Origin of the sequence: Streptomyces sp. NBC_00028 (genome assembly GCF_045041065.1) — a bacterium.
In the GTDB taxonomy this organism is placed as follows: Bacteria; Actinomycetota; Actinomycetes; order Streptomycetales; family Streptomycetaceae; genus Streptomyces.
Map to the genome: position 1 here is coordinate 5,852,639 of NZ_CP108293.1, position 14,660 is coordinate 5,867,298.

Annotated in this window: 13 protein-coding genes; 4 read left to right on the forward strand and 9 right to left on the reverse strand. The window is 70.2% G+C overall.

The features are described from left to right. Positions 1 to 75: 75 nt before the first annotated feature. Together OG885_RS26320 and OG885_RS26325 are read right to left on the reverse strand one after the other, a co-directional pair. Positions 76 to 1,104 carry a P1 family peptidase gene (locus tag OG885_RS26320; RefSeq protein WP_405735704.1) on the reverse strand — a complete coding sequence of 343 codons (1,029 nt, stop codon included), beginning with the start codon at positions 1,102 to 1,104 and terminating at the stop codon, positions 76 to 78. Between the two features lie 82 nt (positions 1,105 to 1,186). Then, positions 1,187 to 2,425, reverse strand: a complete 1,239-nt coding sequence (locus OG885_RS26325; protein ID WP_405735707.1) for a low temperature requirement protein A — start codon at positions 2,423 to 2,425, stop codon at positions 1,187 to 1,189. A 190-nt stretch (positions 2,426 to 2,615) separates the two neighbouring features. On the opposite strand from OG885_RS26325, the gene OG885_RS26330 reads away from it, so the two are divergent. Then, the gene (locus OG885_RS26330) at positions 2,616 to 2,801 is read left to right on the forward strand and encodes a hypothetical protein (RefSeq protein WP_405735710.1); all 186 of its coding nucleotides are present in this window, start codon (positions 2,616 to 2,618) and stop codon (positions 2,799 to 2,801) included. Positions 2,802 to 2,847: 46 nt separating this feature from the next. On the opposite strand, the gene mscL is transcribed toward OG885_RS26330, so the two are convergent. The 6 genes from mscL to OG885_RS26360 all read right to left on the reverse strand — a co-directional run bounded on the left by mscL (position 2,848) and on the right by OG885_RS26360 (position 8,597). Then, a complete protein-coding gene (mscL, locus tag OG885_RS26335; RefSeq protein WP_405735713.1) occupies positions 2,848 to 3,321 on the reverse strand; it encodes a large conductance mechanosensitive channel protein MscL in 474 nt (157 codons plus the stop codon). Positions 3,322 to 3,468: 147 nt separating this feature from the next. Beyond that, a complete protein-coding gene (locus OG885_RS26340; RefSeq protein ID WP_405735716.1) occupies positions 3,469 to 4,005 on the reverse strand; it encodes a hypothetical protein in 537 nt (178 codons plus the stop codon). A gap of 154 nt (positions 4,006 to 4,159) precedes the next feature. Then, positions 4,160 to 4,993, reverse strand: a complete 834-nt coding sequence (locus tag OG885_RS26345) for an S-methyl-5'-thioadenosine phosphorylase (RefSeq protein ID WP_405735719.1) — start codon at positions 4,991 to 4,993, stop codon at positions 4,160 to 4,162. A gap of 100 nt (positions 4,994 to 5,093) precedes the next feature. Then, complete coding sequence (locus OG885_RS26350) at positions 5,094 to 5,411, reverse strand: FmdB family zinc ribbon protein (protein ID WP_405735722.1); 318 nt, start codon at positions 5,409 to 5,411, stop codon at positions 5,094 to 5,096. Positions 5,412 to 5,479: 68 nt separating this feature from the next. Next, on the reverse strand, positions 5,480 to 6,772 hold the full coding sequence (locus OG885_RS26355) for an MFS transporter (protein WP_405735725.1): 1,293 nt from the start codon (positions 6,770 to 6,772) through the stop codon (positions 5,480 to 5,482). A 286-nt stretch (positions 6,773 to 7,058) separates the two neighbouring features. Continuing rightward, the gene (locus tag OG885_RS26360) at positions 7,059 to 8,597 is read right to left on the reverse strand and encodes a potassium/proton antiporter (protein WP_405735728.1); all 1,539 of its coding nucleotides are present in this window, start codon (positions 8,595 to 8,597) and stop codon (positions 7,059 to 7,061) included. A 239-nt stretch (positions 8,598 to 8,836) separates the two neighbouring features. On the opposite strand from OG885_RS26360, the gene OG885_RS26365 reads away from it, so the two are divergent. Next, entirely contained in the window at positions 8,837 to 11,593 is a 2,757-nt protein-coding gene (locus OG885_RS26365) for a penicillin acylase family protein (RefSeq protein WP_405735730.1), read from the forward strand. Positions 11,594 to 11,677: 84 nt separating this feature from the next. Here the strand turns inward: OG885_RS26365 and OG885_RS26370 are convergent, their stop codons facing one another. Continuing rightward, on the reverse strand, positions 11,678 to 12,277 hold the full coding sequence (locus OG885_RS26370) for a 5-formyltetrahydrofolate cyclo-ligase (RefSeq protein WP_405735732.1): 600 nt from the start codon (positions 12,275 to 12,277) through the stop codon (positions 11,678 to 11,680). A 132-nt stretch (positions 12,278 to 12,409) separates the two neighbouring features. On the opposite strand from OG885_RS26370, the gene galU reads away from it, so the two are divergent. Together galU and glp are read left to right on the forward strand one after the other, a co-directional pair. Beyond that, positions 12,410 to 13,312 carry a UTP--glucose-1-phosphate uridylyltransferase GalU gene (gene galU / locus OG885_RS26375; RefSeq protein WP_399961077.1) on the forward strand — a complete coding sequence of 301 codons (903 nt, stop codon included), beginning with the start codon at positions 12,410 to 12,412 and terminating at the stop codon, positions 13,310 to 13,312. A gap of 5 nt (positions 13,313 to 13,317) precedes the next feature. Continuing rightward, entirely contained in the window at positions 13,318 to 14,640 is a 1,323-nt protein-coding gene (gene glp / locus OG885_RS26380) for a gephyrin-like molybdotransferase Glp (protein ID WP_405735735.1), read from the forward strand. Positions 14,641 to 14,660 lie beyond the last annotated feature (20 nt).

Genomic DNA, 14,660 nt, shown 5'->3' on the forward strand with positions numbered 1-14,660 from the left:
GGTTCCCTGCGTCGGCGGTGAACGCCATCACGTGACAGAACCGGGACAATCCCCACACGAAACGCGCCACTCGTGTCACCCGCCCCCGTACAACTCCCCGTACGACGGCCACTCCCCACCCGGTCCGCGCACCGACTCGGCCGCGCGCACGGCGCGCACGATCGCGCGGGTCACCATGTCGGCGCCCGCCGCGAGGAGTTCGTTGAGCGCCAAGGGGTGCTCGGCGTCCAGCGCGCGCTCTCCCGTGGCCAGGGTGAACACGGTGTCGCCGTCGTTCAGAAGGTGCACCGGCCGAACGGCACGCGCGATGCCGTCGTGCGCCGTGCCGGCGAGCTTCTGCGCCTGCGCCTTCGACAGATCCGCGTCGGTGGCGACGACCGCGAGCGTGGTGTTCAGAAGGGGAGCGGCGTTCTTCGCCGCGGCCTCGGCGAGACGCCGGCACGCGGCGTCATGGACGCGCGCCTGCGGATAGTCCACCCGCCCCTGGAACAACTCCCCGTACAGAACCCCCGTCTCCGGATCCAGCACGGCGCCCGCCGCGTTGGCCACCACCAGCGCGGCGACCGTGATCCCCGACCCGAGCACGACGCTCGCGCTGCCGACCCCGCCCTTCAGCGGCCCGACTGCGGCGCCCGTACCCGCGCCCACGCCCCCTTCCCGCACCCGCTCGCCGGGCGCGCTCGCCGCGGCCGCCTCGACGGCCGCACGGCCGACGGCGGCATCCGGCCTGGCCCGGAAGTCGCCGCCCCGCCCGAGGTCGAAGATGCAGGCGGCGGGTACGACGGGAACGACATGGGTCGGATCCGCCCCGACACGCACTCCGCGACCCTGCTCCTCCAGCCACGCCATCACGCCGGTCGCGGCGTCGAGCCCGTAGGCGCTGCCTCCGGTCAGCACGATCGCCTCGACCTTCTGCACGACGTTGCGCGGGTCGAGGGCGTCGGTCTCCTTGGTGCCGGGACCGCCGCCGCGCACGTCCACGGCGGCTACGGCACCGCCCTCCGGAGCGAGCACCACGGTGGTGCCGGTGAGCCAACCGTCGCCGGTGCGCGTCGCGTGCCCCACGCGTACACCGGCGACGTCCGTCAGAGCGTCAACTGTCATGGCCCCAGTCTCGTCCAGGCCACTCCGGCACCGGCCCACCGGCGCGGAACCGGCACCGCCCGCCGCAACGCGCCGGCGGGCGTCACCCGACCGGCGCCGGTGCCGCCTCCCCGCGCTGCCGGGCCACCATGCGTGCCGTCAGCGTCGTCCCCGTCACCACGGCGAGCGCCGAGACGATGCCGGCCGCGAGCACGGCCCAGTCGCCCAGGAACGTGCAGGCGATCACCAGCAGCGCCGTGACCGGCAGCACCAGCTGCTGCGCGGTACCCACCTTGAAGTAGCGCGAGTGCAGGGCCCAGACGGTGAGGAGATAGAGCGCCGTCGGCAGCGTCACGGCGGCCGACGCGGACAGGGTGGAGATGTGCGCCTTGCCGACCGCCTGCTCGACCGCCACCTCCAGCCCGGCGCCGATGGCGGCTGCCGAGGCGAAGATCAGGTAGTGGCCGTAGCCCCACAGGAAGGCCTGCTTGCTGGTGCGCAGCCTGCCGTGGATGGGCACGACGAAGTAGATCCACCACGCCGCGAACACGATCAGCAGTCCGCCCGCGGCGATCGGCAGCAGTTCGCCGAGGGCGTCGTTCTCGTCGACGGCGGACTTCACGGCGACCGTGGCCGCGGCGATCGTCTCGCCGAGGACGATGATGGTGAACAGGCCGTACCGCTCGGCGATGTGGTGCGGATGCCAGGACGAGGTGAAGTCCTTCTCCGCGTACGCCGGCACGCACATCTCGACCACCGCCATCACGAGGAACACCCAGGGCCGCGCCCCCACGGGCAGCACCACGAGTCCCAGCCAGCCGACCATGCAGAGCAGCACGCCACCGGCGTACCGCAGAGCCATCGTCCGCTCCGCGCCCTCGCTGGACAGCGCCACGCGTATCCACTGCGCGGACATGGCGAGCCGCATGATCACGTAACCCAGCCAGACGGTCAGGAACTCGTGGTCCTCGAAGGCCCGCGACACCCCGGCCGCGAGCACCAGCACACCGGCGATCTGGATCAGCGTGACGACCCGGTAGAGGACGTCGTCGTTGTCGTACGCCGAGGCGAACCAGGAGAAGTTCATCCAGGCCCACCAGATGGCGAAGAAGACCATCGCGTAGTTGAGGATGCCTTCGCCGGCGTGCCCCTCGGCGACGGAGTGCACCAGCTGCACGCCCGCCTGGGCGATGGCCACGACGAAGCACAGGTCGAAGAAGAGCTCCAGGGGCGAGGCGACCCGATGCGCCTCGTCGCGCCCGCGGGCGCTGAGCCTCCGCAAGGGGCTACGGGTGGTGTGCGCGTCGGAGGGCGCCGGGGACGGAGTCGAACTGGACGTCATGCGTCCAAGCAGAGCAGATACCGGCCGGAAATTCTTGTGAGCGCTTTCACTGCGGACGCGGGACCCAAGGTCCGGAAGAAACCCCAGGTCAGCCACCTCTTCCAGCGCGGCGCTGCGACGCCCGGTGGTCGGCTCGGTCCACGCTCGACCACGTCAGCCGCGTCGACGTCCTGGGCCGTACCCTGGACGCATGAGCACCGCCTCCGACCCCGAGCCCCGCGCCCCCAAGCCGTCGCTGGTCTTCGACGACCCCCTGGACCAGCAGTCCTCGGACGACACGGACCGCGGCTGGGGCGAGCGCGCGGGCACGGACGGCGCGGACAGCGCGGCGGACCTGAAGCGCTTCCTCGACGAGAAGCCGCCCCACCACCTCTGAGCCGTCCGCCGCACGGCCCGCCGGACCCGGCAGGCCGTGGCGGTCGCTATCGCTCGTCGTGGCCCGAGCCGCGCTGGGCGACCAGTGCGTCGCGGATCTCCTTGAGGACCTCCAGCTCGGTGACCTCGATGATCTCGTGCGTCCCCTCCTTCGCCTTCCTGCGGGCCTCCTGTCGCGCCAGGTACTTCGACATCGGCAGCACCATCAGGAAGTACACGACCGCCGCGGTGATCACGAAGCTCAGCGTCGCGCCGAGCACGGTGCCCCACATGATCGGGATGCCGCTCTGCACCGTGCCGTCCGGCGCGACCTTGCACGGGTCCTTCAGGCACGAGCTGTAGCTGTCGAGGTTCTTGGTCCCGATCGCCCCGACCAGCGGGTTGATCACGCCCTTCACCACCGAGTTGACGATGTTGGTGAAGGCGGCGCCGATGACCACTGCCACGGCCAGGTCGACGACGTTCCCGCGCATCAGGAAGGCTTTGAAGCCATCCAAGACGTTCGGCTTCTTCTTGCTCACCTAGGGGACTCTCCTCGCAGGCACAGGTTGTGGAACAAACAGCTCCGCAACCTACGTCAACGCGAGGTGACCCTGTCCAATTGGGTAGCTCGAAGGAAGGACTTGACACAAGGTCGCGCACCAAGCGGAGCACGCGGAAAAGTCGGCTCAACACAGCGTCACCGCCAGGCGTGCCGTCGCGCTCGCACCCGCGAGGCGCGCCGCGATGGAGCGAGGCGCCGAGAGCACCACCAACGCGCCGCTCTCGGCAGCGCCCTCCAGCGGCTCGGGCACCTTCTTCACGCGCACCCCGCGTGCGATCACCTGGGCGTCGCCGCCCGCCGGCGTCGAGTCGGCGGCGATCACGTCGACCCGGTCGCCGGGCCGCAACAACAGCACCGTGGCCCCGTCGGCGATACGCACCGGTGCCGTCACCATCTCGACGGCGCGGTGCTCCCGTACCGGCGCGGACGCCGGATGCCCGCGGGCTCCGTCCGCCCCGTCCGGACCGACGGCCAACACTGCCGCGGCCGTCACGGCGAGGCCCGCCGCGAGGGCCCGCCTGCGATGCCGTACGAGCCGGGACAGTTGACGACGACCGCCCCGCACCCGCACGGGAGCGAAGTGCGGCACCTCGCATGTGGCGGGGGCGTCGCTGCCCGGCGGGCGCGGAACGAGAGGAGAGGGAGAAGGAGCGAACGACACGGGACCACCACCTGTGACGAGGAATCGGCCGGCAAGGCCACGATGAGGCCTCGCGCCGAATCCCGCAGAGACAGGTGGACGACCGAGCGGTTGTGGAAAACTCCCGCACCCGAACGGGGAGTTCCGCACTGCAACCGTGGGACACGGCCCCGCGTCAGGGCAGTTCGAAGCCCGGATCCATCCCGCCGAGCGCCGTTGTGCACAGGCAGTCCCGCTCGTCGTTGGCCGGCAGCGCGGCCACCGCGTCGAACAGGACACCCCGCAGCCGGTCCACGTTCGCCGCGAACACCCGCAGCACCTCGTCGTGCGAGACGCCCTCACCGGTCTCGGCGCCCGCGTCGAGGTCCGTGACCAGGGTCAACGACGTGTAGCAGAGCTCCAGTTCACGAGCGAGCGCCGCCTCGGGGTGGCCGGTCATGCCCACCACCGACCAGCCCTGCGCCTGGTGCCACAACGATTCGGCACGCGTCGAGAAGCGCGGCCCCTCGATCACGACCAGCGTTCCGCCGTCCACCGCCTCCCAGTCCCGGCCGCGCGCCGCCTTCAGCGCCGCCGTCCTGCCGACCGGGCAGTAGGGGTCGGCCAGCGACACATGGACGACGTGGGGCACCTCGCCGCCGGGCAGCGGGAGCCCGTCGAAGTACGTTCCCACACGGGACTTCGTACGGTCGACCAGCTGATCCGGCACCAGCAGCGTGCCCGGGCCGTACTCGGGACGCAGCCCGCCCACCGCGCAGGGACCGAGGATCTGTCGCGCGCCCACCGACCGCAGGGCCCACAGATTGGCGCGGTAGTTGATCCGGTGCGGCGGAAGATGGTGGCCGCGCCCGTGCCGTGGCAGGAACGCGACCCGTCGGCCCGCTATGTCACCGAGAAAGAGGGAGTCACTGGGCGGACCGTAAGGGGTGTCCACCTGGATCTCGGTCACGTCGTCGAGGAACGAGTAGAAGCCCGAGCCGCCGATTACGCCGATCTCTGCGTTCGCCATGACCAGCACAGTAGCTGGCCCCGGCGGCGGGTCGGATCGGGCTTTGGGAAAACACCGAGGACCCCGCCGTCGTACGACGACAGGGTCCGCGGGTGAGTCCTTAAGCGGCGGAGGTGCTGCTGGAGGAGCCGCTGCTCGACGGCTTCGATTCCGAGGACGAGGACGTCGAGGCGGACGAGGACGACGTCGTCGTGGCGGACGGCGACTTCGACGACGAAGCGGGCGAGCTGCTCGACGAGGAGCCGCGGCTGTCGTTGCGATAGAAGCCGGAGCCCTTGAAGACAATGCCGACCGCGGAGAACACCTTCTTCAGGCGGCCACCGCAGTTGGGGCACTCGGTCAGAGCGTCGTCGGTGAACTTCTGCACCGCCTCGAGGCCCTCGCCGCACTCGGTGCACTGGTACTGGTAGGTCGGCACTTGTCTTCCTCCTGGCACTCTCACTCAATGAGTGCTAACGACGGTCCATAGTGACGTATTCCCGAGGATCAGTCCACCGTCACCGGCACGCGGTGACCGACGCCACGTGCGACCGTACGACTCCGGGGGCGTGCCGCGAGCCGTGAACGCAGGGCCAGGAGGGTCGCCAGGGCGAGCAGTGTGCCGACCATCGGGACCAGGAATCCCGCACCGTCCCGGAAGCGGTCCTCCAACTGCCCGGCGACCGTGACGGCGCCGGCCTGGCCGAGTGCCACCGCACCGGTCAGCCAGGTGAAGGCCTCGGTCCGGGCGCCGGCCGGCACCAGGTCCTCGACCAGCGTGTAGCCGGTGATCAGCGCGGGCGCGATGGACATGCCGACCAGGAGACCGAGCCCGGCCAGCGCGAGCACGGAGTGGGCGGCCCACAGGCCGGAGGCGGTCAGTGCGAGCGCGGCGTACCCGACCACGAGGCGTCGCTGCGGAGCGACCTTCCACGCGATGGCGCCGCAGGCGATGCCGGAGATCATGTTGCCCGCGGCGAAGACGCCGTACAGGACACCGTTCAGTCCGGGCTCGCCGATCGACTCGGTGAACGCGGCCAGCGAGACCTGCATGCCGCCGAAGACGGAACCGATGCCCAGGAACGCCACGATCAGCACGCGCACACCGGGGACGCGCAGCGCCGAGGCGTGCTCCACGCGCGCGTGCCCGTTCGCCGCGACCTGGGGCTGTGTGCCCCTCTGCGCGGCGAACAGCAGACCGCCGATCAGGGTCAGCGCGGCCTCCGTCATCAGGCCGGCGGCCGGGTCGACCGCGGTGCACAGGGCGGTGGCCAGGAGCGGGCCGACGACGAAGGTCAGCTCGTCCGTGACCGACTCGAAGGCCGCCGCGGTGCTCATGAGCGGGGAGCCCTGGAGCTTCACGCCCCAGCGGGCGCGCACCATGGGGCCGATCTGGGGCACCGAGGCGCCCGTGGGCACGGCGGCGATGAACAGCGCCCACAACGGCGCGTGGGAGAGCGCGAGCGCCGTCAGGGTCAGCCCCGACAGCGAGTGCACCAGCACACCGGGGATCAACACGGTCCGCTGGCCGTAACGGTCGGCGAGGCGGCCGCTGTAGGGCGCGAACACCGCCATGGAGACACCGGTGACCGCGGCCGCGGCGCCCGCCGCTCCGTACGAGCCGGTGGTGTGCTGCACGAGCAGCACGATGGAGATCGTCAGCATCGCGAACGGCTGCCGCGCCGCGAAACCGGGGACCAGGAACGTCCAGGCGCCGCGCGTGCGCAGCAGTTGCCCGTATCCGGGGCGGGAGGAAGCCGACGAGTCCTTCGACGGCTCGGTGGTGACCGTGGATGCCACGGCCCGTGCCTTTCTGCCGCCTGGTAGCGCGCCCGTGCGGGGGCGCCGAGAGCTGTCCTCGTGCGCGGAACTGCGGTAGATACCGGCGCCCACTGCGAGGGTGTCCCGGCCGCCATACGGTCGCGCCAGCTCTGCGTCAGGCAGAGTTGGTTCGATCAAAGTGCGCCTTCATCGTACAGGGATCAACCGCTGATGCGCCTGTGAAAACGAGCACCATAGCGGCTGTTCACCTGCGATTGATGAAGGTGTGAACCGTACGAAACATGCCTTTAACCGGCGGCCGCTGTCAGCGGCCCGGCGCCCCGCCGTTCCCTCCCAGCCAGCCGGCCAGCTTGCCCCCGTGCCCGACCGCGCGCAGCCGCTTCTCCGCCGCGTCCCGGACCGGGTCCGTGGCGACCACGAGCAGTTCGTCGCCGCGGCGCAGCACCGTCGTGGGCAAGGGAACGAACGATTTTCCATCGCGGACGACGAGGGTGACGGCGGCCCCGGCCGGCAGCCGCAGTTCGTTGACCTCGACGCCGTGCATCTTCGAGGCGTCGGGGATCGCGACGGACAGCAGGTGTCCGCGCAGCCGCTCCAGGGGCGCCGACTCGATGCCGAGGTCGGCGGCCTCGGCATCCTGGCCCAGCCGGAGCTTGCGGGCGAGCCAGGGGAGCGTCGGCCCCTGGACCAGGGTGTAGACGACGACGAGGACGAAGACGATGTTGAAGATGCGGCGGCTGCCGTCGACGCCGTTCACCATGGGGATCGTCGCCAGGATGATGGGCACGGCGCCGCGCAGCCCGGCCCAGGACATGAGGGTCTGCTCCTGCCAGGGCACCCGGAACGGGGTCAGACACAGCACGACGCTCAGGGGGCGCGCGACCATGGTCAGCACCAGCCCGATGACGAGCGCGGGCCACACGTCGTCGCCCAGTTCGTGCGGGGTGACGAGCAGGCCGAGCAGGACGAACATGCCGATCTGGGCGATCCAGCCGAGCCCGTCGGCGAACCCGCGTGTGGCGGGCCAGTGCGGGAGCTTGGCGTTGCCCATGACCATGGAGGCGAGGTAGACGCCGAGGAAGCCGCTGCCGTGCGCCAGCGCGCCCGCCGCGTACGCCGTCACGGCGATCGCCATGACGGCGATCGGGTAGAGGCCGGAGGCGGGCAGGGCGACATGCCGGAGCCCCCAGGAGCCCAGCCAGCCGACCGCGAGGCCGACGGCCGCGCCGATGGCCAGTTCCAGGACTATCTCGCCGATCAGCAGGTACCAGTGCTCGACGGGGCCCGCCGTGGAGAAGGCGACGACCAGGATGACGACGGGGGCGTCGTTGAAGCCGGACTCGGCCTCCAGCGTGCCCGTCACGCGCGTGGGGAGGGGGATCTTCCGCAGGACCGAGAAGACCGCCGCCGCGTCCGTGGAGGAGACCACCGCCCCGATGATGAGCGCCTGCCGCCACTCGAGGCCGATCAGGTAGTGGGCGGCCGTCGCCGTGACCCCGACGCTCACCGCGACGCCGGCCAGGGCCAGGGCGGTGGCGGCCGGCAGGGCCGGCTCGATCTCCTTCCACTTCGTGCCCAGGCCACCCTCGGCCAGGATCACGACCAGGGCCGCGTATCCGATGACCTGGGTCAGTTCGGCGTTGTCGAACTTGATGTCACCGAGGCCGTCCTGGCCCATGGCGATCCCGATGCCCAGGTAGACGAGCAGGCTGGGGAGCCCGCTGCGCGAGGAGATCCGGACCGCTGCGACGGCGACGAGCAGGACGAGCGAGCAGACGAGCAGGAGCTGGTTGAGGTCGTGGACGGTCAGCGGCTGTTCCCTTCCCTGGCCCGCGGGCGGCACGCGCGCGTGGGCTCACGTACATAGGACACGAAGTGGCGGGTCTTCGCACCCAAGTACTTCGTTACCTTACCTAACTCTTGACGATTTCTTGACACTCCTCAAGGCAAGATCGAACGCTCGCCCGTTCGGGTTCCCCACTCCGCGTCAAGTGGCGTCGGGCCCTGCGCCTATGGTTGCTCCAGCGCTCATTCAAAAGGACAGCCCGCCCTGCCGCTCGCGTTAGGACAGCAAGGACAGCGATGCCCCCCAACACCACCGCCTCATCGGGTCAGCAGCCCGGCAAGTCCGGCAGGAAAAAGGGGCGCAAAGCCCGACTCATCGTCCTCGTCCTGGTATTGGCCATCATCGGCGGCATCGCCTACGGGGCGTACTGGTCCATCAGCACCGTCCGCGCCTCCCTCCCGCAGACCAAGGGCTCGATCACGCTCGAGGGCCTGTCGGGACCGGTCGACGTGAAGCGCGACGGCTACGGCATCCCGCAGATCTACGCCTCCACCGACGAGGACCTGTTCATGGCGCAGGGCTACGTCCAGGCGCAGGACCGGTTCTACGAGATGGACGTGCGCCGCCACATGACCTCCGGGCGCCTGTCGGAGATGTTCGGCAAGGGCCAGGTCAAGAACGACGAGTTCCTGCGCACCCTCGGCTGGGACCGGGTCGCGAAGAAGGAGTACGACACCAAGCTGTCGGCCTCCACCAAGAAGTACCTCCAGGCGTACGCCAAGGGAGTCAACGCCTACCTGGAGGGCAAGGACGGCAAGGAGATCTCCCTCGAGTACGCCGCCCTGGGCTTCACCAACGACTACAAGCCCGAGCAGTGGACCCCCGTCGACTCGGTCTCCTGGCTGAAGGCGATGGCCTGGGACCTGCGCGGCAACATGCAGGACGAGATCGACCGCGCCCTGATGACCAGCCGTCTCGGCCCCAAGCAGATCGCCGACCTGTACCCCGAGTACCCGTACAGCCGCAACAAGGCGATCGTCCAGGAGGGCCAGTACAACGAGCTCACCCAGACGTTCGAGCAGGAGGGCTCCACGTCCGCCGCGGGCTCCACCAGCGGCACGACGGGCACCACCGGCACCTCCACGGCCTCCACGTCCCTCCAGAGCCAGCTGGCGGGCCTCCAGGACGTCCTGGACGACGTCCCCACGGCCGTCGGCGTGAACGGCAACGGCATCGGCTCCAACGCCTGGGTCGTCGCGAGCAAGTACACGATCACAGGCAGCCCGCTGCTGGCCAACGACCCGCATCTGTCGGCCTCGCTGCCGTCCGTCTGGTACCAGATGGGCCTGCACTGCCGCACCGTCTCCAGCAAGTGCCAGTACGACGTCACCGGTTACACCTTCGCGGGCATGCCCGGCGTCGTCATCGGCCACAACGCGAACATCGCCTGGGGCATGACCAACTCCGGTGTGGACGTCACCGACCTGTACCTGGAGAAGCTCAGCGGCAGCGGCTACCTGTACGACGGCAAGACCGTGCCGTTCACCACGCGCGAGGAGACCATCAAGGTCGCCGGCGGCAAGTCCAAGACGATCGTCGTCCGCGAGACCAACAACGGCCCCCTGCTGTCCGACCGTGACGACGAACTCGTCAAGGTCGGCAAGAAGGCCACCGTCGACACCGCCGCACCCGACCGCGGCGACGGCTACGGCATCGCCCTGCGCTGGACGGCCCTCCAGGCGGGCACCACCATGGACGCCGTCTTCGCCATGGACAAGGCGGCGAACTGGAACGACTTCCGCGCCGCGGCCACCCTGTTCGAGGTGCCGTCGCAGAACCTGGTCTACGCCGACAGCAAGAACATCGGCTACACCCTGCCCGGCAGGATCCCCACGCGCGCGAAGGGCGTCGACGGCTCGATCCCGCAGCCGGGATGGGACTCCAAGTACCGCTGGACCGGCTGGATCCCGCAGGACGAACTGCCCTACGAGTACAACCCGTCGCGCGGCTACATCGTCACCGCCAACCAGGCCGTGATCGACCAGGACAAGTACCCCTACACGCTCACCACGGACTGGGGCTACGGCACCCGCAGCCAGCGGATCACCGACCTGATCCAGTCGAAGATCGACGACGGCGGCAAGATCTCGACCGACGACATGCGTCAGATGCAGGTCGACAACAGCAGCGAGATCGCCAAGCTGCTCGTGCCCAAGCTGCTGAAGATCGACATCGAGGACAAGGACGTCCGCGAGGCGCAGAAGCTGCTGGAGGGCTGGGACTACACCCAGGACGCCGACTCCGCCGCGGCCGCCTACTTCAACTCGGTCTGGCGCAACATCCTCAAGCTCGCCTTCGGCAACAAGCTGCCCAAGGAACTCCGCGTCGAGGGCCAGTGCCTGTGGGTCGAGAAGGCCGACAGCACCGGTCCGGTCGACGAGGAGACCGAGGTGCGCGAGTGCGGTCAGCGCGACCCCGACCAGGCGCAGCCGGACGGCGGCGACCGCTGGTTCGAGGTCGTGCGCAACCTCATGGACGACGAGAAGAGCGACTGGTGGAAGACGCCGGCCGGCGTCGGTGACCGCCCCAAGGCCGAGAACCGCGACCAGCTGTTCAAGCGCGCCATGATCGACGCCCGCTGGGAGCTCACCGCCAAGCTCGGCAAGGACATCGACACCTGGAGCTGGGGCCGGCTGCACCGCCTGTTCCTCAAGAACCAGACGCTCGGCACCGAGGGCCCCGGCATCATCCAGTACATCCTCAACCGCGGCCCCTGGAAGCTCAGCGGCGGCGAGGCCACGGTCAACGCGACCGGTTGGAACGCCGCCGGCGGCTACGGGGTCATCTGGGTGCCGTCGATGCGGATGGTGGTCAACCTCGGCGACCTCGACAAGTCGAAGTGGATCAACCTCACCGGAGCTTCCGGGCACGCCTACAGCGCCCACTACACCGACCAGACGGGCAAGTGGGTCAAGGGCGAACTCCTGGACTGGTCCTTCTCGAAGGACGCGGTCGACAAGAGCACGAGCGACACCCTGGTGCTCAAACCGTGAGCCGCTGAAGCCCGCTGCGCCCGAGCAACCGAAGGGCCCTTCCACGCGCGCGTGGAGGGGCCCTTCGCGTACGCCGGGCGGCGTTCAGCGATCCGCAGCCCGCGCCCCGTCCCCAAAACGGCGCACGCCCGACGGCGTCACCACCGCGTCCACCGGCCGGTCGTGCGCCTCCTCCGGGACCAGCTCGACGACCTCGGAGTCGTAGAGCAGCACCACCAGCGCGGGATGCGCACCCGCCCGCTCCAGGCGCGCCAGCACACGGTCGTACGACCCCCCACCACGCCCCAGACGCATACCGCGCGCGTCCACCGCGAGACCGGGCAGCAAAACCACGTCGGCGGCGGTCACCGCGTCCGGGCCCAGGCGCTCGCCCGCGGGCTCGAAGAGGGCCATCTTTCCGCCGTGTTGGACGCGCGCGAGGGAGCCCTCGCCGGTGTACGCGCCCCAGTCCAGGTCGTTGTCGGGCAGGAGCGCGGGGAGCAGGACGCGCACGCCCCGCGCGCGCAGCGCGTCCAGCAGCGCGAGCGTGCCGGGCTCGCCCCCCACGGAGACGTACGCCGCCACCGTGCGCGCCCGCACCAGCTCGGGCAGCCCAAGCGCCCGCTCCGCCAGGGCGGCCGCGGATTCCCGCACGTCATCGGCCGTCAACCTGCTTCTCACCGCGAGGAACTCTCGTCGCAACATTCGCTTGTCAGGCTCGTCAGGACGTCCGCTGTGACTCAAGGGTCGCTCCCGTATCCGTTTAATACGCTCATATCAGAGCTAATTAACCGGAGCCTCAGATTCCTTGCAAAGGCACCGGATAAGGTTGCGGACATGACTCAGTCGCACCCTCGGATCAGCAAGGCTGTCATCCCGGCAGCAGGCCTCGGCACCCGGTTCCTGCCGGCCACCAAAGCCACTCCCAAGGAGATGCTGCCGGTCGTGGACAAGCCGGCGATCCAGTACGTGGTCGAGGAGGCCGTCTCCGCGGGCCTCGACGACGTCCTCATGGTGACGGGCCGCAACAAGCGCCCTCTCGAGGACCACTTCGACCGCAACTACGAGCTGGAGTCCGCCCTTCAGAAGAAGGGCGACGCCGACCGGCTCGCGAAGGTGCAGCAGTCCAGCGACCTCGCGACGATGCACTACGTCCGTCAGGGCGACCCCAGGGGTCTCGGCCACGCCGTGCTGTGCGCGGCGCCGCACGTGGGGCACGAACCCTTCGCGGTCCTCCTCGGCGACGACCTGATCGACCCGCGCGACCCCCTGCTCCAGCGGATGGTCGAGGTCCAGGAGCAGCACGGCGGCAGCGTCATCGCCCTCATGGAGGTCGCCCCCGAGCAGATCCACCTCTACGGCTGCGCGGCCGTGGACCCGACCGACGACGGTGACGTCGTCAAGGTCCACGACCTGGTTGAGAAGCCCGCCCCCGCCGACGCGCCGTCCAACTACGCGATCATCGGCCGCTACGTCCTCGACCCGCACATCTTCGAGATATTGCGCAAGACCGAGCCCGGCCGCGGCGGCGAGATCCAGCTCACCGACGCCCTCCAGCAGCTCGCCGCGGACGAGAAGGTCGGCGGCCCCGTGCACGGCGTCGTCTTCAAGGGCCGCCGCTATGACACCGGGGACCGTGGCGACTATCTGCGTGCCATTGTCAGACTCGCGTGCGAACGTGAAGACCTGGGCCCGGACTTCCGGACCTGGCTTCGCAGTTACGTAGCCGAGGAGATGTAGCAACGTTGAGCAGCGCCGTGCCCCGCACCACCGGCCAGGACCACCTCTGGTCGGTGGACGAACACCTGGAGGACATCCTCGCGACCGTCCGCCCCCTCGAACCCATCGAGCTGCAACTCCTCGACGCCCAGGGCTGCGTCCTGGTCGAGGACGTCACGGTGCCGGTGTCACTGCCGCCGTTCGACAACAGCTCCATGGACGGGTACGCGGTACGGGTCGCGGATGTCGCGGGCGCGAGCGAGGAGTTCCCCGCCGTCCTGGACGTCGTCGGGGATGTCGCGGCGGGCCAGTCCGAGCTGCTCCACGTGGGCCCCGGCCAGGCCGCCCGCATCATGACCGGCGCCCCGCTGCCGCCCGGCGCCGAGACCGTCGTCCCCGTCGAGTGGACCGACGGAGGCCTCGGCGAGGGGCCCGTGACCGGTATGCGCGCCCGCGCGCTGGCCCCCGAGGGCGCCGAAGGGCACGTGCACGTGTACCGCCCGGCCGAGGCACGCGCGCACGTACGCGCCACCGGCAGCGACGTGAAGGCCGGCGACCGCGCCCTCGACGCCGGTACGGTCCTCGGCCCGCCGCAGATCGCCCTGCTCGCCGCGATCGGCCGCGGCACCGTACGCGTGCGCCCGCGCCCACGCGTGGTCGTCATGTCCACCGGCAGCGAGCTGGTCCAGCCCGACGAGGTCCTGGGCAGCGGCCAGATCTACGACTCCAACAGCTTCGCCCTCACCGCCGCCGCTCGCGACGCCGGCGCCATCGCCTACCGCGTGGGCGCCGTCGCCGACGATGCCGAGACCCTCCGCGACACCATCGAGGACCAGCTCGTGCGCGCCGACCTCATGGTCACCACGGGCGGAGTGAGCGTCGGGGCGTACGACGTCGTCAAGGAAGCCCTCTCGCACGTCGGCGACGAGGACGAGGCGGGCAGCGGCGTCGAGTTCCGCAAGCTCGCCATGCAGCCCGGCAAGCCCCAGGGCTTCGGCTCCATCGGCCCCGACCACACCCCGCTGCTCGCCCTGCCCGGCAACCCGGTGTCGTCGTACGTCTCCTTCGAGCTGTTCGTGCGCCCCGCGATCCGCACCCTCATGGGCCTGGCCGACGTCCACCGGCCGCGCACGCGCGCGAAGCTGACCGCCGGCAAGGCGCTGACCTCGCCGAAGGGACGCAGGCAGTTCCTGCGCGGGGCGTACGCCGACGGCGCGGTGACGCCCGTCGGTGGCGCCGGCTCCCATCTGGTCGCGGCCCTCGCGCACGCGAACGCGCTGATCGTCGTCCCGGAGGACGTGGAGAGCGTCGAGCCCGGCACCGAGGTCGAGGTGGTCCTGCTCGGCTGAGTGCTCCTGGTTGGCGGTAC